Consider the following 20,701-nt stretch of genomic DNA (forward strand, 5'->3'; position numbering starts at 1 on the left):
CGGCATATTTCCACCTTTCTTTAAAGCTTCAAAAGATAATGCAAGATTACGAAAAGTTTCGGTATCAGGTTTTTCAAAGGTAAGCGACGGGTAGCTGGCAAAATCAAAACGAGGGAAAGCTGATTTAAGCCTTTCGGGAAAAGTAAGCGCGAACTGTATTGGCAAACGCATATCCGGCAGGCCCATTTGTGCCTTTATTGATCCATCTTGAAATTGAACCATTGAATGGATGATAGACTGCGGATGCACAATTACTTCTATCTGTGACACATCCAATCCAAACAACCACTTTGCTTCTATCACTTCGAGTCCCTTATTCATTAAGCTGGCTGAATCGATGGTGATTTTGGCACCCATGCTCCAGTTCGGGTGCTTTAACGCCTGTGCCTTTGTTACGCCTTGCAACTCCTTTAACGTTCTGCCCCTGAAAGGTCCCCCTGACGCTGTCAGAATGATTTTCTCAATTGGGTTGTGAAACTCACCAACAATGCATTGAAAGATAGCCGAATGTTCAGAATCAACAGGAAAGATATTGACACCTTTTGCTCTTGCCAGTTTGGTGATGTATTCACCAGCAACGACCAGTGTTTCTTTATTGGCCAGCGCAATTGTTTTACCGGCTTCAATAGCTTTGATAGTAGGCTTTAGGCCAGAATAACCAACAAGGGCTGTGAGTACAAGATCAATGGTGTCCATCTGCGCAACTGATGCGAGGGCATTTTCTCCTGCAAATACTTTGATATCGTGGTTAATGAGACTCTCCTTAACAAGATTATAGTGACTCTCATTGGTGATCACAACAGCGTTCGGCTGAAACTGTCTGGCCTGCTCAATTAAAAGCGCTGCATTATTCTGTGCTGTAAGTACTTCTACCTCAAACTGATCAGGATGTGATGCAATTACTTCAAGTGCCTGTTTACCAATTGAACCTGTTGAACCAAAAATGGCTACCCTTTTTCTCTGTGAAGTCAAAATGAACGAATTACTTCTTAATATTTAAAATTAGAACATCATTAGGAATAGATGAACTTCTTCAAAATTTCTTTTGCAGCGTCTGTAATGATAGTTCCGGGTCCAAAAATAAAAGAAGCGCCGGACTTATATAAATAATCATAATCTTGTTGAGGAATAACACCCCCCGCAACTACTACAATATCTTCACGTCCTATCTTTTTTAGTTCGGCAATTAACTCAGGTACGAGCGTTTTATGACCGCCAGCAAGGCTCGAGGCTCCAATAATGTGAACATCGTTTTCAGCGGCCTGCATAGCAACCTCTTCGGGAGTTTGAAATAATGGACCGATATCTACATCAAAACCTAAATCGGCAAAACTTGTTGCAATTACTTTGGCTCCCCTGTCATGACCGTCTTGCCCCATCTTGGCAATAAGTATTCTTGGTCTTCTTCCTTCCAGGTCTGCAAATTGATCAGAAAGCTTTCTCGCTTCTTCAAAAGCACTTTCGTTTTTCATCTCCCCTGAATATACGCCTGAAATAGATTTGATTGTAGCCTTATACCTTCCAAAGGCCTTTTCCATTGCAGAGGAAATCTCACCCAATGTTGCACGCTCACGTGCTGCATTAACGGAAAGTTCCAGAAGATTTCCTTGTCCTGATTCGGCACTTTGGAGAATTGCCTGCAAAGCCATCTGAACTTTATCGGCATCACGTTCGCGCTTCAATTGTTCAAGTCGCGCTATTTGTTCCTGACGTACTGCAGTATTATCAACCTCTAATATTTCAAAGTCAGGCTTTTCATCCGTACGGTATTTGTTAACACCTACAATCACATCCTTACCAGAATCTATTCTCGCCTGCTTTGCTGCTGCAGCCTGTTCTATTCGCATCTTCGGAATTCCGCTTTCAATGGCTTTTGTCATTCCACCTAGCTGTTCAACCTCCTCCATAAGCGCCCATGCTTTTTCTATTAAAGATGCAGTAAGCGATTCGATGTAATAAGAGCCAGCTAACGGATCCACTACCTTTGTTATACCTGTTTCCTTCTCAATATAAAGCTGTGTATTGCGTGCAATCCGTGCTGAGAAATCTGTGGGCAGTGCAATCGCTTCATCGAGCGAATTTGTATGCAAGGATTGAGTACCACCTAATATCGCAGCCATTGCTTCAATACAAGTACGGGTTACATTGTTGTAGGGATCTTGCTCAGTAAGACTCCATCCTGAAGTTTGCGAGTGCGTACGCAATGCCATCGACTTCGGATTCTTTGGATTGAAATCCTTTACAATCTTGGACCACAGCACACGAGCAGCACGCATTTTTGCAACTTCCATAAAGAAGTTCATTCCTATTCCCCAGAAGAAGGAAAGCCTTGGCGCAAAATCATCAATATCAATACCTGCCTTAATACCTGTTCTGATATACTCAAGACCATCTGCTAAGGTATATGCCAGTTCTACATGTGCGGGAGCTCCTGCCTCATGCATGTGATAGCCACTTATACTTATGCTGTTAAACTTCGGCATGTACTGAGAAGTATACCGAAATATATCCGCTACAATGCGCATAGAAGGTGCAGGCGGATATATGTATGTATTTCTCACCATAAACTCCTTAAGTATATCGTTCTGTATAGTGCCACTAAGTTGTTTGGGTGATACTCCTTGTTCTTCAGCTGCAACAATATAGAATGCCATAATCGGGATCACTGCACCATTCATTGTCATCGATACAGACATCTTATCCAGTGGAATCTGATCAAACAAGATCTTCATATCCAACACAGAGTCAATAGCAACACCAGCCTTACCGACATCGCCTGCAACCCGAGGATGATCTGAATCGTAACCTCTATGTGTAGCAAGATCAAAAGCTACTGACAAGCCCCGCTGCCCTGCAGCAAGATTTCTTCTATAAAATGCGTTTGATTCTTTGGCTGTTGAAAACCCGGCATACTGCCTGATGGTCCATGGCTTTGTCGTATACATGGAAGCGTAAGGTCCGCGTAAAAACGGTGGTATACCTGCACCGTAACCTATATGCGTAAAAGTTTGAATGTCTTCTTTTGTGTATGAAGGTTTTACATTGATCTTTTCGGGACTCTCCCAACCTGAAGCATTAGAATCGGAATGACTATTTTTATTTAAAGGAAATTGATTGTATCGAATATTAGAGAAATCAGGCATGTTGTTATTTCTGTTTAGTCTTAAATAAATCCCAGGCCTTTTCAGCCAACTGGTTTACCATTGATTCAATTACATATGCTCCTGCCAATGGATCTTCAACTTTATCAAAATGAGATTCTTCGCGAAGGATATTAGATACATTTCGCGCTATCCTATCCATCATCGAGTTGTTTTCATCCTGAGGATAGACAGATAGTGAATCACAACCTCCAATAATTGATGCCATTGCACTAGTCGTTCCTCTCAACATATTTTCGTGGGGACTTAACTTTTCGTTTGACCATGCTTCAACACGCGCGTGTATATGAAGATCATTAAAGTTATAGCTATTCACCTTATAAACATTTGCAATCTGGAACCATAACATACGCAGTGCTTTTAACTTGCTAATCTCGATCAGGAAGTTGGTATGGATAGGTAATGAAAAAGAAATTCTTGAAAATGCTTTTACGCGCTCATCTCCCTGGGACTTCTCAAGTTGCTTTACACCTGCCAGCAGTGCTTCTGATATTTCATTAACAGGCGTTGATGAATTTACAATACAACCAAGGTAGTTGAAGTTTCTTAGACTTCCTGATGAGATAGCATCGTCTATATTCTTCCAAAAAAAGCTTCCTTTAATACTTTTCTGATCGATGTTATGTTTTACGACATGATTGATGAAGGCATTTGAAACGTCTGCAGTGGCATTGATAAAGGAAATTGCACAGTAGGGCAGCTCTATATCTTTTAATAAAATTTCTAAATCAATGGAAGATAATGAATTGAAGTCGAAAACAATTCCATCTGCACCATTCTTCAGATGCTGCAGGGCTTTTTGATTTGCGGCAATTAAACTAACAACATGAATTACAGGTGTGTTAAACCATGTTCTGTTACCTAAAAAATCTTTATTTAAAGGAGAGCGATGAAACTCAGATACTTCTGTGTGTTGTGTAGTTGTTTTATCATAATAAGGTAAGTATTCTATATTATCGGGATCTTTCCATTTTAATTCCTGGAAAGGTTCTTTTCCGTCTAATTCAGATGTTGCGACTCTTTTCCATTCATTTACATCAGAAACAGAGAAAGTGTCACTTAAAAGTTTCTGAATGTCAGTTTCCTTCATAAACAATCATTTTATTTCAATTTTAACTTAAGATTCTATCATTCATTTGCATTTAGAAATAAAAATTTCAGTAGCAAATTTTTTTCTTAAAAATCAAGAGGTCTTTACCTTGTTTTCGTAAGCTCTTTTTTTACATCTTTGTCTCCCCTTCCCAGTTGGGAAACATAAAACCCCTAACAAATCAGAGCTATAAATGGAAGTAAGCTGCGGCACAGTATGGAACGATTGTCTTGAAGTAATCAAAGAAAATATTGATTCAGAAAACTTCAATACGTGGTTTAAACCCATTGTTCCTTTACGTGTTGATGGTGATGTACTTACTATCCAGGTACCTTCACAGTTTTTTTACGAATGGCTTGAAGATAATTACGTTCCGGTTCTAAAGAAAGCAATTCATACCGTTCTGGGTGCCACTGGCCGCCTGGAATACTCAGTAGTAGTTGATAGCGGGAACAGGCAAGCTCCTCCGGTTGCTGTAAATTATCCTGCAAATACTGTTGCTTCGCAAACAAGAAGAAGTAACATTAACAATAACGGTTTTACCTCTGACGAGTATTCTCCTTTTACTTTTAAAGCGCTAAATCCTCAAACCGTCAATTCGCGGTTAAATCATAGTTATACGTTTGATAACTTTGTTGAAGGTGATTGTAACCGGCTAGCAAGATCTGCTGGTTTGGCCGTAGCAAAGAAACCGGGCGTTACCTCGTTTAATCCTTTGATGCTTTACGGGGGTGTAGGTGTGGGTAAAACCCACCTCGTGCAGGCGATCGGCAATGAAATCAAGAATAACATGCCATCTAAAGTGGTATTGTACGTTGATCAGAATGATTTTACCAGCCAATTCCTCAATGCACTTCAAAATCACAAGCTACAGGACTTCCAGAACTTTTATCTGCAAGTCGATCTTTTAATTCTTGACGACGTACAGTTTCTCGCCGGCAGGGAAAAGACACAGGAGATGTTCTTCCATATCTTTAACCAGCTGCACCAATCGGGCAAGCAAATTATTATGACAAGCGATTGCCCTCCAAGAGACCTTAAAGGCTTCCAAGAGAGATTGTTATCAAGATTTAAGTGGGGACTAACAGCTGATTTACAGGAGCCTGATTTTGAAACGAAGCTTGCTATTATAAACCGTAAAATGCAGGCAGATGGTATTGAGATTCCTACAGAGGTTGCTGAATATCTTGCTTATAGCGTTGATACGAACTTACGAGACATGGAAGGAGTATTAAACTCTCTTATCTTCCATGCTACACTTCTTAAAAAAGAAATTGATCTTGACCTTGCTAAAGAGGTTCTCAAGAACATTATCAAGGAAATTCAGTCTGATGTAAGCGTTGACTTTATTCAAAAAACAGTTGCAGAATTCTTCAAGGTAGATCTTGAAGCAATGAAAGGTAAAGTTAAAAAACGGGAAATCGTTATACCACGCCAGGTTGCAATGTATTTCTGTAAGCGCTATACGCAATTGACACTCGCACTTATCGGAGAGAATTTTGGTGGCCGTGACCACTCAACAGTAATACACGCGCTAGAATCTGTTGAAGACATGATGAAGACCGATGCTAATTTTAAATCGTCTGTAGACGAGCTTGGCAAAAAGCTTAAGTTAAGAGTGGCTTAATGCCTGATACTACCAGAATCTTATATACCGATTCAGCTCGGTACATAAATAAAAAAGACAGAATCTTTTGATCCTGTCTTTTTTATTTAATCAGGCTTATTTCCTACCTGATTACAAAAGGGATTTCTATCTGCTGTCTCGAACTATTAATTCCATATAAGGATCCCTGCCCTTTAAAATTGTCGAAGAAGTTGATTACATCTTTCGGATCTTTAACACGTTCTCTGTTAATATAGAGTATGGTAAAGTTTTCGGGCACACCGATCTTCTTAAGCACACTATTGTTCTTAATTTGAAAGACTTTTACGCCATATTCATTCGCTTCAAACTGAGCCCCTATTTTCGAATCGCTGTAGATCTGGCGTTTGATAACTTCTGTTGTTCCGATTCTGTTAACAAGCGTAACATTGGTTGTAGAAGTCTTTCCATTGCGAATGTATGTTACACTGATTTTATCACCCGGGTAATGGTAACTTAATTCCTCCTCAAATGCACTTTGTGTGTTGATATCGAGATCATTAACTTTTACAATAATATCACCCAGCTTCAAACCTGCTTTTAACGCTGGTCCTTCTTTATCCAAACGTTCGAGAAGCACGCCGTTGAACTTTTTAACATCTGTATTCAAGTCATATTTCTTCGCACTTTCATAGTCGTACTCTACAACACTTCCTCCAAATACTGCCTTCTGTACGATTCCATATTTCACAAGATCATCAAATACCTTTTTAGCAATATCGACAGGTACTGCGAAAGCATATCCGGTATAAGAACCTGTTCGGGAGAGAATTGCAGTATTTATACCGATAAGTTCTCCGCTTTTGTTAACAAGCGCACCACCGGAATTACCCGGATTAATTGCGGCATCTGTCTGAATAAATGACTCAAGGGGAAATTTGTCTTCCAGAATTCCTATCCTTCTACCTTTGGCACTTACAATACCTGCTGTTACGGTTGATGCAAGAGAGAAAGGATTTCCTACAGCGACAACCCACTCCCCTACCTGGACATTTTTAGAGCTACCTAGAGAAATAGCGGGAAGACTATTTTCATCTATTTTTATTACAGCAAGATCTGACGACGGGTCAGTACCAATAAGTTGCGCAGGATAGGTTCGCTTATTATAATTTACTTCAATTCGTTCAGCTGAAGCTACAACGTGGTTATTTGTGATAATATACCCATCGGAAGTAAAGATTACACCAGAGCCACTGCTTACCTGAGTTTGCCTTCCGCTCCCACGTTCGAAGAACCAATCCCAATAAGAATAAGAGACACCTTCTGAAATGCTGTTAATATAAACAACACTTTGTGTAGCTTTTGCCGCCGCTGCACTAAAATCTACAGCAGGGTCTGCTGATGCACCTGAGGAGGTGGCGCTGGATGCTGCAGGAACATACACGGATGGAGAATCGTATCGTACAGCCCTGAACTGTTCTCCGGGCTGATTTTGTTGAATGGATGGCTTTATCAGGTAATAATAACCCGTATACGAACCACCTAGTCCTGCGAGGAAACCTATTACTATAATCTTTAACGTGTTCTTCATAGTACTTTATTCATTATCCGCTAGTGATGTAAAATAACCGACAAAAGTTTTACAGCCATCAAATATAAAACGACATTTTTCATTTTGGGTTTAACACATTTTGATGCTCAAAAAATCCGCAGAAATACTAACTCAATATGGTAAAATTCAATTTATCTTGCGCCCTATGGGAATACGATCTACCCTTGCCAGACCTTTTGCGGCATACATTGCTTCCTCTACCCGAAAGTGGGCTTCAAACCCGATACCCTTTCAGGAGAAGACTTTTAAACATTTGGTTGCCACTGCCAAGAATACTGTTTTTGGAAAGGATCACGGCTTTGATACCATTCGCAGCTACGATGATTTCAAAAAACAAGTTCCCATCCGCGATTACGAAGAGCTGAAGCCTTATGTTGAGAAAATACTGGAAGGCAAGCCTGATATTTTGTGGCCAGGTAAACCAGCTTATTTCGCAAAAACTTCTGGAACAACATCGGGTACAAAGTACATTCCTATTACAAAAGAATCACTTCCAAATCATATAAACAGTGCGCGTAATGCGCTGTTGAGTTATGTTCATGAAACAGGTAATGCCTCCTTTTTAGATGGTGGGTTAATATTTCTTTCAGGAAGTCCTGAACTTGATGAAAAAGGAGGTGTAAAAACCGGAAGGCTATCGGGCATTGTAAATCACCATATACCGCAATATTTAAGAACCAATCAAAAGCCAAGTTATACAACAAACTGTATTGAAGATTGGGAACAGAAACTAGATACGATCATTGAGGAGACCCTTCATGAGAACATGACCCTTATCTCCGGTATTCCTCCCTGGGTGCAAATGTACTTTGACCGTATCCAAGCAAAGACCGGAAAGAGCATCAAAGATATCTTTCCTAACTTTTCAATGTTTGTATATGGTGGTGTAAACTTTGAGCCTTATCGCGCAAAATTGTTTGAAAGCATTGGTAAGAAGATCGATTCCATTGAAACCTATCCTGCCAGTGAAGGCTTTATCGCCTATCAAGATTCGCAACGTGAACAGGGGTTATTATTACTTCTTAACAGTGGAATCTTCTTTGAGTTTATTCCCGCAGAGGAGTATTTCAATGAAAACCCACGCCGATTGAGCATAGGAGAAGTTGAATTAGGTAAGAACTACGCATTGATCATTAACAGCAATGCCGGGCTGTGGGGCTATTCTATTGGAGACACCATTAAATTTGTCTCTAAAAATCCCTACCGCATTGTTGTAACAGGAAGGATCAAACATTTTATATCTGCTTTCGGAGAGCATGTTATAGGCGAGGAAGTAGAGAAAGCGATGCAACAAACTATACAGAAGTTACCTGAAACGGAGCTCGTAGAGTTTACTGTAGCGCCGCAGGTAACCCCGAGAGAAGGTTTGCCACATCACGAGTGGTTGATTGAATTCTCCAAACCTCCTCACAATCTGGAGGCTTTTGCATCCGAACTTGATAACCAGCTAAGAGAATTAAATGTTTACTATGACGATCTGATCACGGGGAACATCCTAAGAACATTGAGAATCACCACATTACCAAGAAATGCCTTTATTGATTACATGAAATCAATAGGCAAACTTGGCGGTCAAAATAAAGTACCCCGCTTATCTAATGACAGGCGACTTGCAGATGATCTGCACAAGCTTATCTCAAATTAAAACGCACGTAAGTTATTCTTCTATTACATGTTACTTCAATCCATGAAATAGAATTAACTTATTGTATCATTGTGTATGCAGAGGCTTAACCGTTTTTTTCAGGCGATTATCTATTCTTTTCCAATTCAGCTTCTCCTGAACAACTTTAAGAGGAATCACGTCCTTGTTTTATGTTGGGTTTTGCTGTTTGCCATGATAACAGGAAGCTTCGGCAAATACCTGGGCATTCCCTACCTGTTTCTCGATCCTGAATATCTGAACAAGGTTAACTTTACAAGCTTTTTTATAATAGGCTTGTGTACAGCAGGGTTCACTACTGCATATCACATTACCTGTTATATTAATGATGGTCATCGGTTTTCATTTATCGGAACACTATCCAGACCGTTCACAAAGTTTGCAATTAACAATAGCCCGATCCCCTTACTATTCCTGTTCGTTTATATTTATCAGATCGTAAGGTTTCAAATAAACAATGAGTATACCACGAACACGGGACTTGTTTTAAATCTTACCGGATTACTTACAGGTTATATTACGATGACCTTAATCTTCTTCGTATACTTTCTACTCACCAATAAGGACATCTTTAAGTATGTGGTTTGCCAGATTGACGAGAAGATTAAATTAAAGGTAAAAGTTACTCGTGCCAGTGCAATGAAGAAACTGGATATTGCAAGGAAGAAGCAGGTACGCGTAGACAACTATCTTGATTACGACCTTAAGTTCAAAAAAGTAGAGAATATAAAATTCTACGATCGTGCTACTATACTTCAGGTGTTTGACCAAAACCACTTTAACCTTGTTATCATAGAGTTGTTGATCTTTGTGATCGTTCTTATCCTGGGTATCTTTAAAGACTACCCTGCCTTTCAGCTTCCGGCAGCTTCGAGCTTTATGATTTTGCTTACCATCTTTGTGATGATGGCAGGAGCCTTTTCATACTGGTTCGGCAACTGGTCAGCAACATGTGCCCTTATTCTATTCCTCATTCTGAATTATCTTGTTGGGGAAGACTTTTTCACTAAAAGGTATGAAGCCTTTGGATTAAACTACGATAGACAACCCGTTGAATACTCCGTTCACTCCCTGAAAAGGATGAATGACTCAACTGTAATTGTTGAAGATCGTGCAAAGACATTTGCAATGCTTGAACAATGGAAAGCAAAGTTCAAGACAGAAAAGAAACCTAAGATGGTTTTTTTATGTGTGAGTGGCGGAGGTAAGCGCGCTGCATTGTGGGCTTTCTCAACATTGCAGATAGCGGATAGTCTTACACAAGGAAGGTTGTTTAACAACAGCATCTTGATTACGGGGGCATCCGGGGGACTGATAGGCGCTAGTTATTTCAGAGAATTGAAGTTGAGGGAGTATCAGAAAGAGAATGTAAAGCCGTATGATCCAGTACATCGGTTGAATATTTCAAGTGACAACCTGAACCCTATGATCTTCAGCCTCCTGGCTAATGATCTGTTTGTTGGCTTTACCAATTTTAAATACGCAGGCTTTAATTATCAGCGCGACCGCGGTTATACTTTTGAAGAACAGTTGAATCAGACAACAAACAGCCTGATGGATAAGCCTATTGTTGCTTATGATTCATTCGAAACGAAAGCCATCATACCCATGATGATATTAACGCCTACCATTGTTAACGATGGCAGAAAGCTTTACATCGCATCAAGGCCAGTATCGTTTATGAATTATGAAACTGTTGACGGCCATGAATACAATTCATACAAATACAGCGGTGTGGACTTCCATCATCTGTTTAAGGCACACGGAAGTGAGAAGTTGCGCTTTCTTTCAGCATTAAGAATGTCTGCCACGTTTCCATACATTACGCCTAATACTACGCTACCCACTACACCTGCCATTTATATTATGGATGCCGGTATCTCAGATAATTTTGGTCTGACAGATGCTTCGCGTTTTCTATTTGCTTTTAAAGAGTGGATTGCTGAAAATACCTCAGGTGTGATTTTCCTTTCCATAAGAGACTCTCCGAAGTTAGGTACTATTACCAAGAATGAAGGACAAACCATTGTTGACGCGGTAACACAACCAATAAGCAGCGTATACAATAACTTTGAACATTTCCAGGATATTAACAGCGATTTACTACTTGGGTATTCGAGATCGTGGTTTAAGAATGAGATACATCGTATTGACATTGAGTATGAAGCAGAAGACTATGTTCCTATTCTTCAAAAGATGGATAGTATCAGAAAACACAACGCCCGCGCTTCTTTAAGCTGGCGCTTAACCACGAGAGAGAAACAGAGTGTTATTGATAATGTTTCTTCGGCAAAGAATACTACAGCAATTGATCAGCTGAAAAAGCTTCTTCAGGATTAGTTTTAAAAATCGCACCTTGTATTATTATAATACGGCCGACAACCTGGGGAACCGTCAGTAATTCCATTATCTGAATAGAAGAAGATCGTTATGTAACTATTACATTTGGCCATCTTTTTATTATGGGTGTAAACGATCAGCTTCTAAAGACTTTAGAGTTAATAAAGATCGAGCGACAGGCAGATCTTGAACAATATCGGCAGAAAGTACTACTTCAATCTATTGCCTACCGGACTAAAAAGGGAACTACCTGGTATCCTGTATCCCTGAAAAGGGATTATATAGGAACCGGAGAGCGACCTATTATTGAAGTTGAGCGTACCAATCATTTAGACCAGCCTCATTCTTTTCAAAGTGGTAAAGCAGTAAGTGTTTTTACAAACGCATCTGGTACGCCGGAGAAACATCATGTAAACGGCGTTGTGAACTACGTTCGTGATAACTTAATGGTTATTACCCTTAACACTGATGAGCTACCTGAATGGGCGGAAGATGGGATGTTGGGAGTGGATGTGATGTTTGATGAGATGACTTATCGTGAGATGGAGTTTGCGCTGAAGGAAGTTATTAAGGCCGAAGACAACAGGGTCGCAGAGCTGAAGCGGATACTATTGGGTGATGAGAAAGCGAAAACACTCGATCGGAAGTTAAGTTTCGATACGATTAATATTCTTAATACAAGTCAGCTAAATGCACTTAATCTTATTGCAAGCGTTGAAGATGTAGGCTTTATTCATGGTCCTCCGGGCACGGGTAAAACAACAACGCTAGTACAAGCTATTCTTTTCACAGCACAGGAAGAGGGACAAGTTTTAGTTACTGCGCCCAGTAATGCTGCTGTTGACCTACTGGTTGACAAGCTAAGTGAACAAGGACTTAACGTTGTTCGCATCGGACATCCTGCAAGAGTAACGGAACAATCTCTCAGCAAAACACTTGATGCTAAGATAGCAGCACATTCGAACTACCAGGAACTTCGATCGCTGAGGAAGCGTATGGAGCAAGTGCGAAGTACAGCATTGAAATACAAGAGGCATTTTGGCTATCATGAAAGAGAACAGCGAAAGCTATTGCTACAGGAAGCAAAGCTTTTAAAGAGTGATGCGGACATGCTGGAGTTCTATATTATTAACGACGTACTTCAAAGCGCACAAGCTATCTGTGCAACCCTGGTAGGAACTTCTCATCCTACTTTACGAGGAAGAAAATATAAGACCGTTTTTATTGATGAGGCAGCCCAGGCTTTGGAACCCGCCTGCTGGATTCCTCTTCTGCGTGCACAACGTGTTATTTTTGCAGGTGACCATCAGCAACTACCTCCAACAATCAAGTCCATTGATGCCGCAAGACAAGGACTATCTGTAACACTTTTTGAAAAAGGTATTGCTAACCATCCGACGAAGGCCTCCATGCTTGAGGTTCAATACCGCATGCATGAGAAGATCATGAAATTTTCTTCGGCATATTTCTACAAGGATAAACTGGTAGCCCATGATTCAGTGAAGTCAGTACTGCTGCGACCTGACCAACTACCGGTAGAGTTTATTGATACGGCAGGCTGTGGTTATAGTGAAGAGCAGGATCCTGAAACTCTAAGCAGGGTAAATCGTGAAGAAGCAGAATTATTAATATTCATTATAGAATCTCTTATTAATGAAATAGGCACAGAGACGTGGCTTGCAGAGCAAATTACACTTGGAATTATAACACCTTACAGTGCCCAGGTGGACTATTTACATAAACTTGCTGAAGCATCAACCGTACTTGAACCTTTAGGAAAGCTTATTAACATTAACACTGTTGATGCCTTTCAGGGCCAAGAGCGAGATGTTATTGCGATAAGCTTTGTGAGAAGTAACGATAAAAGTGAAGTGGGTTTTCTTGGAGACATAAGAAGAACCAATGTTGCAATGACAAGAGCCCGAAAAAAGTTAATTATGGTAGGTGATAGTGCAACGCTGGGATCTCATGACTTTTACCTCGATCTGATTGAATATGTACAAAACGAAGGATTCTACAAGAGTGTATTTGAGATTTCCAGATAAGTAAGACAAGAAGATGACATTTGCAGATAAGATATTGAAGTTTTACAAAGCGCTTAAGATCAAGGAATCCCTACCTAATCGGGTTGAGGTTTTAAATCCTTACCAGGATAAAACTGCCTTTGAATTATGTACTCAATTCTATAAGAAGTATTATGACGATAATGGCAGGCGGAGTATTATCTTCGGCATAAACCCAGGAAGATTTGGCGGAGGGCTTACCGGTGTTCCATTTACAGATCCTGTGAAGCTTGAGAAAATATGTGGTATTTCGAATGGCCTACAAAAGAAAACTGAGTTATCCGCTGACTTTATTCATGCTATGATTGCCGCCTTTGGAGGCGTAGAAAGTTTCTTTTCTAAATTCTATTTCAATTCTGTATCGCCATTGGGTTTTACCTATGAAGGAAAAAACCTGAATTATTACGACACTAAAGACCTGGCACAAAGCCTTGAGAAGTTTATCCGAAAGTCAATACTGCAGCAAATGGAGTTTGGGGTTAACGAGGTTGTTTACTGCTTAGGTGAGGGAGAAAACTTTAAATACCTACAGAACTTTAATAAGAAAGAGAAAATATTTGCTGAGATCATTCCTTTAGCACATCCCCGGTTTATCATGCAATATAAGCGCAAGTATGTTGAGCAATACATTGCAGATTATCTGAAGAAATTCGCTTTAGCTAAGTAAGATACTTAGGAGCATGACGAAATTACCGATTGTACGACATAACCTGACTCTAGCTAAAGGGTAGCTGTATCCTGGTGATACTGTCAGTATACCCAAGCCTACCATGGGTATACTTTAATGTATCCATTAAGGATACGGGCTTAAGTAAAGCGCTTTCAAACCCTTTTCTTTGCACCCCGTACCGCCTGGGCAGTCCATGGATCTTCGGGCCAGGAGTGTTTAGGATACCTTGTTCTCAATTCTTTTCTTACCTCGGCATAGGTGTTTGTCCAAAAGCTTTTCAGATCCTGAGTGACTTGTACAGGTTTATAACCCGGCGAGAGAAGGTGAAGGATTACTTTAACACGCCCTTCGTTGACGGTGGGCGTATCGACGAGCCCAAAAACTTCCTGCAGCCTGACTTCCATTACGGGAGGCCGATCATCAGAGAAATAATTTACACTGATCATAGATCCGCTTGGAACGGGTAGTTTAGATGGAGCTAACGCATCCAACTTCGAAGAAAGATTCCAAGGAATGAGGGTTGATAAAATAGCGGAAAGATCAAGCTTCAGTAATTCAGTTGCCTTATTCACTGAAGTGAGAAAAGGTGTTAACCAATCTTCAATGGTGGATAAAAGGTTAGCAGATGACACGTCTGGCCATTCCTCTTCAGGTCGCCATTTTTTTAAACTGAGAACTCTTGACTGCCAGGCTTCGTGTGTATCATCCCACCCCAGCATTTGAAGTCCTTTTTGTTGTACGACTTTACAAAGCTCTTTGATGCGGAGGTCGTCAGGGATTTTTGGCAGAGGCTTAGTTAATAAGGAAATGTTTCCAATTGTATTTTCTATTGTTCCGGTAATCATTCCTCTGTCTTCATCCCACCGAACAGTTTTTCTTTCCTCGCTTAAGATTAACAAGTCATAAACGTCTACAGGTGCGGCGAGATATATTTTTCCCTCTCCGCTGCCTGCGTCCAGATCTGCAATTGCCAAGAATGTTTCTCTTGCTATCGGATCGTTATCGTGAAGTTTAGCGGTTCGTCCATTGGTGAGTTTATATCTGCCATTTTTATCAACCTGCTTTGCGAGTCTCTCTGGGTAAGCAGAGAAGACCAGGCGACCTACCAAAGTATCTTCAACGCGTGTATTATCCTCCTTAACCTTCATGAGTCTTCTCCATGCCGCAGCCAGTTTTTCAATCCTGTCTAAAACAGAAACATCGGCATTAACACGTTCTAGGGCACGCCACCTTCTGAGCATTTCTACCCGGAGCGAAAGATCTACACCTACCTCTTTATCCATCGGATCTTTTTCTTCGAGAAGCGCAGCGATGTCAGTTGCTACTGCTACTGCTTTTTCTGTTTCTATTTCAGATGCTTGCAGGAGCATGTGTGCAATTCTGGGGTGCGTTGGCAACTTGGTCATCTCTCTACCCTTGGCGGTGATCTTGTTATCATGAAGCGCTTCGAGTTGACGGAGGATTTCTTTTGCCTGGCTAGCAGCCCCTGCAGGAGGAGGTGTAATCCATATTAGTTCATTGGTGTCTTTGACACCCCACACTGCTAATTCCAACATTAATGGAGCAAGATCTGCTTCCAGAATTTCGGGTACGCGCTGCGGTAGTAAATTATTTTGAATTGCCTCACTCCATAATCTATAACAGAGGCCAGGACCTAATCTGCCAGCACGGCCAGTTCTCTGATCCGCGGCGTCTCTGGTAACACGAACCGTTTGAAGCCTGGTAAAGCCACTGCGCGGATCGAATTTAGGAACACGCGATAAGCCACTATCTATAACAATGGCAATACCTTCGATGGTAAGGGAAGTTTCAGCAATGGATGTAGATAAAACAATCTTTCTTTTACCTGCAGGGTCTGGCAATATTGCTTCCTGTTGTTTGCGATAGGGAAGATCTCCAAATAAAGGATATACAACAGCATCGAAGTTTTCGTTTTCAAGACTTGCCATTGTTCTATTGATCTCCCCCGCCCCTGGAAGAAATACAAGTATATCGCCACTATGTTCGTGATAAGCTTTTCGAATTGTGCGAACTACATGAGGAATTAAATGTGTATTAGATTCAGCAGGGAAATACTTTTGTTCTACAGGAAATTGTTTACCTGTACTTGTTACGATAGGTGCGTTGTTAAGCGTAGCAGATAATTTTTCACTATCAAGTGTTGCCGACATTATTAAAATTCTCAGGTCAGGTCTTAAAACCTGCTGTACCTGAATACTTAAGGCCAGAGCCGTGTCGGCTTGTAAACTCCGTTCATGAAATTCATCAAAGATTATAAGTCCGATGCCATCAAGGACATTATCCTGTTGAATTATCCGGGTAAGTATACCTTCTGTAACTACTTCTATTTTGGTAACATCGGACACTTTGGAGTCGAATCGAACCCGATAACCTATTGTTTTACCTACTTCGTCATTTAATATAGATGCCATGCGTAATGCAACTGACCGTGCTGCGAGACGGCGCGGTTCGAGCATGACAATCTTGTTATTACTGAGCCATTGTTCATTTATTAATTGTAAGGGTAGCACAGTAGATTTACCAGCACCCGGAGGAGCCTGAAGAATAACAATATTATTTTTTTGGAGTTGTTGCCTGAGCTGGTCAGTTATTTCTAACACCGGATATGACATGGACAAAGGTACGAACTACTTTACAATTACAAGTAGAATCAGTTTTACTAAGATGGTTGGGTTAAGGACAAAAAAATAGGCAATACTTTCGTATTGCCTATGCACCGTGATACTGATTGGATTTACAACTCGCCCCGGGCACGCCCGAGGTTACCATCACCTAACCCCTCATCCTCATCCTCATCGGTATCACTGTAATTTGCAGACTTTAAATCGTCTGATTCAGATCTTGCCCCTGTTATCTCCTCCTCTTGCAACGCGTTCAGATCTTTTTCAGAAGTATCAGCCTGCTTGCTTATGCTTTGTAGATCTTCGTCTTCTCTGCTGCGTCCGGATGAACCCTGATACCTCCCCGACGATCCACCATCCGAAGCGCCTCTATTATCAATCGCACGCTGCTCTTCACTGCTCATAGAAGCATCTCCTCTTGTAACCTTCCCCTTCGTATCCTTTCTATCTTCCATGTATGTTGAGCTTTACTTACGTTGACCTATTAGCACGCAAGTACTAGTAAATAAAGTCGTGCCACGATGCCAAGTTTAGAGATTTTTTTTGCATGCGGATTAATGTCCACGATTCCAACATTATTGATTTCTTTATGAGTAATTCTATTACAACGCTACGGTTACGCGAAAATGAAAAGTGCTCCTTGTCGGAGCACTGTATTTCTTTTGGTTGTTTTAGTTTAATTGTTCTTACTGCCGTTTAATTTTTCATCTTTCTGCTTTTGGCTTCTGAGCTTAACACGTTCTCTATGTTCATTCACGCTTCCCTCCTCCCTGGGATGCTCTCTTTTTCTTCGAGGCTCCTCTTCGTTATCAGTACGGGAAGGCACAGTACTGGTATCACTTCTTCTGTTTGGCATAAGTATAAAATTCAGTTGAACATCTGTTGTGCAACAGATATAATGAGAAAATTTTGTGCCTTGTCCTTAGTATATTGTCGCTTAAGAGGAATTTAACAATGTCTGAAAATATAATCATAGTGGGTGCGGGTGTTAGCGGGCTTCTGGCCGCAAAAACTTTACTTGAGAACAACTATAATGTTACTATTGTTGAAGCGAGAGACCGAATTGGAGGGCGCGTTCACACAATCAATGCTCCCTTCACTGTACCTGTAGAAACAGGGGCAGAGTTTATTCATGGAGACCTACCTCTTACTACTGCTATTTTAAAAGAAGCCAGAATACGGGCACATGCAATGGAAGGGAGAAGCTATAAGATAGAGAAGGGTGCACTGGCAGAAGATGACATGTTTGATACCAATTGGGATCAACTCATTAAAGCGTTGAATGCGCTAAGAGAAGACATGCCTATTGGGACTTTTCTTGATCAACAGTTTTCAGGGGAGAATAACCGGCGCCTTTTCGAGTCTGTGGTCAAGTTTGTAGAAGGTTATGATGCAGCAGACATTAGACAAGTAAGTTCTTTTGCATTGCGGGAAGAATGGTCAGAGAGCAATGATGATATGCAACTTAGAATGGTTAAGGGCTACCAGGAAATTATTCAATATCTGTGTAAGCATATTGAAGACTTAAACGGGAAGATTCACTTATCCTCACCTGTGAAACAAATTGAATGGAAAAAGAATGTAAGACTAATAACACAACAAGGAGCATTTTATGAAGGTGACAGGGCAATTGTTACGGTACCTATTTCCATTCTTCAGCGGAAAGAAATTGAGTTTACTCCCACCATTCCTAATTATGAAAATGCGTTTAATGACATAGGTTTTGGCGGTGTTATCAAGTTTCTGTTTGAGTTTAAGGAAACCATTTGGGAAAGTCGCTCACCCAGAAGAATGAAAGATGCAGGGTTTATATTTTCGGATGCCCCGGTACCTACCTGGTGGACACAAGAGCCGGAGAAAAGAAGGCTGTTAACCGGATGGCTGGGAGGGCCGATAACCTACCACCACAACTATGGAGAAGGAGAACTATATGGCAGAGCCATTGACTCGCTTGCATATATTCTCTCTCTTCCGAAAAAGGATATTGAAGATCAGATCCACGCCTATCACATTGCTAACTGGGTTGCTGATCCTTATGCGCGGGGAGCTTATGCTTACCCGACTGTGAAAACACAGCCCGTAAGGCAATTACTTTCAACGCCTTTAGAAAACAAGATTTATTTCTGCGGAGAAGCATTGTATGAGGGGCCGGCAATGGGAACAGTTGAGGCAGGATTGACCAGTGGCCTGGAATGCGCAAGAAAGATAATGGCTTTAAAATAAACCAATTATTAATGCCTGCGTATTAATCAGGCAGAACGTTATTCGCAGATCTTTACCATACTATATTCTTCTCGATAAACTGAATAAGGCTTTCGGCCATAACCTCATTGTCCTTTATTCGCGGGTGGCCTCCTTTATTCATGTATGGGAAGAAATGGGTAAGAATTTTAGGATCGTTAAGTTGTTTTACGGCTTCTAATACATAACCCGGCCATGGTGAATTCTCTTTGGTGGCATCCATGCTTCCTAATGCACAGATAATATATGCATGAGGGTATACAGTTCTTATTTTAGAGACAAAGGATCTATAGGCATCAATAATCTGAGGTGATGCAGGAGGTTTTGTTCTGAACCGTAGTTTAAAAGAAGGATGGTCAGGCTTTTTCACTAGCCACGAATCATTTTGAAAAAGATTGATAACGACTACCTGTGGTGTTACCGCTGAGAAATTCCAGGTACTGCTTGAATCGTTTGGATCGAGTCGGTTATACATTTCAGGCATTATTAGAGGAAACCAACTTACCATAATGCCAATGCCAGATTTTACAGTATAGTATCCATCCGCTTTGAAATGACGCGCTGTTAATGCTGCGTATGTATAATAGTTATTGGTAAATATGCTGTCGGGAGAATCTCCCCCGGTGTTATCTTCAATAGCATATCCTGCAGTAATTGAATTGCCGAAGAATTCAATAATCCTTTTATTAGGAGAAGGTAAAGTAAGTAAGGAGCCGCGCTGAACCTTTACCCCATAAAACCACGTGGTACCCCTATCCCACTCTGTTCTTTTTACCAATTGTACTGTATGCTCGCCATCTTTAAGGTTTTCTGCAAGCGTATAGAAACGTTTTGTAGTATCGAGTTTAAAATAATGCAGACTATCTCCATCGATGACCACATTGAAGTAGTTCTTACCGGTATTATCCCTTAGAAGTGCTTTTAAGGACTGACCTTTAAAACGAAACGAGATGCTCGTGCCAGACCAATAGATAGTAACTGAGTCATCTGTTTTTTTCACGCGCCCAACATACGCGATCGAATCACTTGCGGGCTTATAGAACGGATCACTTTGAACTGATTTTACTGAGGATGCGCAGCCCAGCGATATGATACTAATGAGGCATGCATATAGGTAATTCAACTTCATTCCTTAGGCTTTGTTCTCTTTTTTATTGCTTCTTTTGAATATTCTCCTGCCTTTGCTTTATTAATTATAAATAAAGCACGTTTTATCCTGCTATCTACATTTTTCACACCATTAATATATATGATAAGGCTTCGCTGAAGCCCCGTTGTGATTTGGTCCCATGCCTTTTTACCTTGATCGTCCTGGGCAAGCACTGCTTCAAGCTCTTCAGGTACATCTACCTTATCCGGATCTACAAGGTGAAACTTGACTTTTACAGGCATTCCAGGCTTTACTTTTGCTGCCTTAGCCAAAGCACTGCTTACAACAAAGAAGCTATTACCTTCTTTCCGATATTGAATAGCCAAAGCAAATGGTGCACCGTTCATTGTTCCTTTAACCCTATGACGGCCAGGTGAAAGTGATTTGATTATTTGAGCAGGGATGAAAACAACCGTTTTAATTAATGCTCGATCTACTTCTTCGAGCGGTGCAGTAAATTCAATAAACTTTGACGCAGGCATAG

Annotated in this window: 15 protein-coding genes; 6 read left to right on the plus strand and 9 right to left on the minus strand. The window is 40.8% G+C overall.

The window, feature by feature from the left end:
* From dxr to KK060_RS11345, 3 genes are all read right to left on the minus strand, one after another.
* A partial coding sequence (dxr, locus tag KK060_RS11335; RefSeq protein WP_254153847.1) for a 1-deoxy-D-xylulose-5-phosphate reductoisomerase occupies positions 1 to 972 on the minus strand: 972 nt, incomplete at its 3' end.
* Positions 973 to 1,013: 41 nt separating this feature from the next.
* Complete coding sequence (scpA, locus tag KK060_RS11340; protein WP_254153848.1) at positions 1,014 to 3,143, minus strand: methylmalonyl-CoA mutase; 2,130 nt, start codon at positions 3,141 to 3,143, stop codon at positions 1,014 to 1,016.
* Between the two features lie 4 nt (positions 3,144 to 3,147).
* A complete protein-coding gene (locus KK060_RS11345) occupies positions 3,148 to 4,251 on the minus strand; it encodes a methylmalonyl-CoA mutase family protein (RefSeq protein WP_254153849.1) in 1,104 nt (367 codons plus the stop codon).
* 193 nt (positions 4,252 to 4,444) lie between these two features.
* Here KK060_RS11345 and dnaA point away from each other — a divergent pair, with 193 nt between their 5' ends.
* The gene (gene dnaA / locus KK060_RS11350) at positions 4,445 to 5,878 is read left to right on the plus strand and encodes a chromosomal replication initiator protein DnaA (protein WP_254153850.1); all 1,434 of its coding nucleotides are present in this window, start codon (positions 4,445 to 4,447) and stop codon (positions 5,876 to 5,878) included.
* A gap of 103 nt (positions 5,879 to 5,981) precedes the next feature.
* Here dnaA and KK060_RS11355 read toward each other — a convergent pair whose 3' ends face one another.
* Positions 5,982 to 7,427, minus strand: a complete 1,446-nt coding sequence (locus KK060_RS11355; protein WP_254153851.1) for a S1C family serine protease — start codon at positions 7,425 to 7,427, stop codon at positions 5,982 to 5,984.
* A gap of 166 nt (positions 7,428 to 7,593) precedes the next feature.
* Here KK060_RS11355 and KK060_RS11360 point away from each other — a divergent pair, with 166 nt between their 5' ends.
* From KK060_RS11360 to KK060_RS11375, 4 genes are all read left to right on the plus strand, one after another.
* On the plus strand, positions 7,594 to 9,093 hold the full coding sequence (locus KK060_RS11360; RefSeq protein ID WP_254153900.1) for a GH3 auxin-responsive promoter family protein: 1,500 nt from the start codon (positions 7,594 to 7,596) through the stop codon (positions 9,091 to 9,093).
* Between the two features lie 192 nt (positions 9,094 to 9,285).
* Complete coding sequence (locus KK060_RS11365) at positions 9,286 to 11,451, plus strand: patatin-like phospholipase family protein (protein ID WP_254153852.1); 2,166 nt, start codon at positions 9,286 to 9,288, stop codon at positions 11,449 to 11,451.
* Between the two features lie 122 nt (positions 11,452 to 11,573).
* On the plus strand, positions 11,574 to 13,496 hold the full coding sequence (locus tag KK060_RS11370; RefSeq protein ID WP_254153853.1) for an AAA domain-containing protein: 1,923 nt from the start codon (positions 11,574 to 11,576) through the stop codon (positions 13,494 to 13,496).
* A gap of 13 nt (positions 13,497 to 13,509) precedes the next feature.
* Complete coding sequence (locus tag KK060_RS11375) at positions 13,510 to 14,181, plus strand: uracil-DNA glycosylase family protein (protein WP_254153854.1); 672 nt, start codon at positions 13,510 to 13,512, stop codon at positions 14,179 to 14,181.
* Positions 14,182 to 14,336: 155 nt separating this feature from the next.
* Here KK060_RS11375 and hrpB read toward each other — a convergent pair whose 3' ends face one another.
* The 3 genes from hrpB to KK060_RS11390 form a co-directional block, all read right to left on the minus strand.
* Positions 14,337 to 16,817 carry an ATP-dependent helicase HrpB gene (gene hrpB, locus KK060_RS11380; RefSeq protein WP_254153855.1) on the minus strand — a complete coding sequence of 827 codons (2,481 nt, stop codon included), beginning with the start codon at positions 16,815 to 16,817 and terminating at the stop codon, positions 14,337 to 14,339.
* Positions 16,818 to 16,939: 122 nt separating this feature from the next.
* Positions 16,940 to 17,281 carry a hypothetical protein gene (locus KK060_RS11385; RefSeq protein WP_254153856.1) on the minus strand — a complete coding sequence of 114 codons (342 nt, stop codon included), beginning with the start codon at positions 17,279 to 17,281 and terminating at the stop codon, positions 16,940 to 16,942.
* A 221-nt stretch (positions 17,282 to 17,502) separates the two neighbouring features.
* Positions 17,503 to 17,682 (minus strand): hypothetical protein, encoded by a 180-nt coding sequence (locus tag KK060_RS11390; protein WP_254153857.1) that lies wholly within the window; start codon positions 17,680 to 17,682, stop codon positions 17,503 to 17,505.
* A gap of 98 nt (positions 17,683 to 17,780) precedes the next feature.
* On the opposite strand from KK060_RS11390, the gene KK060_RS11395 reads away from it, so the two are divergent.
* Complete coding sequence (locus KK060_RS11395; protein WP_254153858.1) at positions 17,781 to 19,049, plus strand: flavin monoamine oxidase family protein; 1,269 nt, start codon at positions 17,781 to 17,783, stop codon at positions 19,047 to 19,049.
* Between the two features lie 52 nt (positions 19,050 to 19,101).
* Here the strand turns inward: KK060_RS11395 and KK060_RS11400 are convergent, their stop codons facing one another.
* On the minus strand, positions 19,102 to 20,196 hold the full coding sequence (locus tag KK060_RS11400) for an SGNH/GDSL hydrolase family protein (RefSeq protein WP_254153859.1): 1,095 nt from the start codon (positions 20,194 to 20,196) through the stop codon (positions 19,102 to 19,104).
* Positions 20,193 to 20,699 (minus strand): YdeI/OmpD-associated family protein, encoded by a 507-nt coding sequence (locus KK060_RS11405; RefSeq protein WP_254153860.1) that lies wholly within the window; start codon positions 20,697 to 20,699, stop codon positions 20,193 to 20,195. The genes KK060_RS11400 and KK060_RS11405 overlap by 4 nt, the downstream gene beginning before the upstream one ends.
* Between the last annotated feature and the right edge of the window lie 2 nt (positions 20,700 to 20,701).

The organism is Chryseosolibacter indicum (assembly GCF_018598585.1).
Classification (GTDB): Bacteria; Bacteroidota; Bacteroidia; order Cytophagales; family Cyclobacteriaceae; genus Chryseosolibacter; species Chryseosolibacter indicus.

Bases quoted from the DNA above. Each gene is read 5' to 3' on its own strand.
- scpA (WP_254153848.1), bottom strand. From the start codon at position 3,143: ATGCCTGATTTCTCTAATATTCGATACAATCAATTTCCTTTAAATAAA.
- KK060_RS11345 (WP_254153849.1), bottom strand. From the start codon at position 4,251: ATGAAGGAAACTGACATTCAGAAACTTTTAAGTGACACTTTCTCTGTT.
- dnaA (WP_254153850.1), top strand. From the start codon at position 4,445: ATGGAAGTAAGCTGCGGCACAGTATGGAACGATTGTCTTGAAGTAATC.
- KK060_RS11355 (WP_254153851.1), bottom strand. From the start codon at position 7,427: ATGAAGAACACGTTAAAGATTATAGTAATAGGTTTCCTCGCAGGACTA.
- KK060_RS11360 (WP_254153900.1), top strand. From the start codon at position 7,594: ATGGGAATACGATCTACCCTTGCCAGACCTTTTGCGGCATACATTGCT.
- KK060_RS11365 (WP_254153852.1), top strand. From the start codon at position 9,286: ATGATAACAGGAAGCTTCGGCAAATACCTGGGCATTCCCTACCTGTTT.
- KK060_RS11370 (WP_254153853.1), top strand. From the start codon at position 11,574: ATGGGTGTAAACGATCAGCTTCTAAAGACTTTAGAGTTAATAAAGATC.
- KK060_RS11375 (WP_254153854.1), top strand. From the start codon at position 13,510: ATGACATTTGCAGATAAGATATTGAAGTTTTACAAAGCGCTTAAGATC.
- hrpB (WP_254153855.1), bottom strand. From the start codon at position 16,817: ATGTCATATCCGGTGTTAGAAATAACTGACCAGCTCAGGCAACAACTC.
- KK060_RS11385 (WP_254153856.1), bottom strand. From the start codon at position 17,281: ATGGAAGATAGAAAGGATACGAAGGGGAAGGTTACAAGAGGAGATGCT.
- KK060_RS11390 (WP_254153857.1), bottom strand. From the start codon at position 17,682: ATGCCAAACAGAAGAAGTGATACCAGTACTGTGCCTTCCCGTACTGAT.
- KK060_RS11395 (WP_254153858.1), top strand. From the start codon at position 17,781: ATGTCTGAAAATATAATCATAGTGGGTGCGGGTGTTAGCGGGCTTCTG.
- KK060_RS11400 (WP_254153859.1), bottom strand. From the start codon at position 20,196: ATGAAGTTGAATTACCTATATGCATGCCTCATTAGTATCATATCGCTG.
- KK060_RS11405 (WP_254153860.1), bottom strand. From the start codon at position 20,699: ATGCCTGCGTCAAAGTTTATTGAATTTACTGCACCGCTCGAAGAAGTA.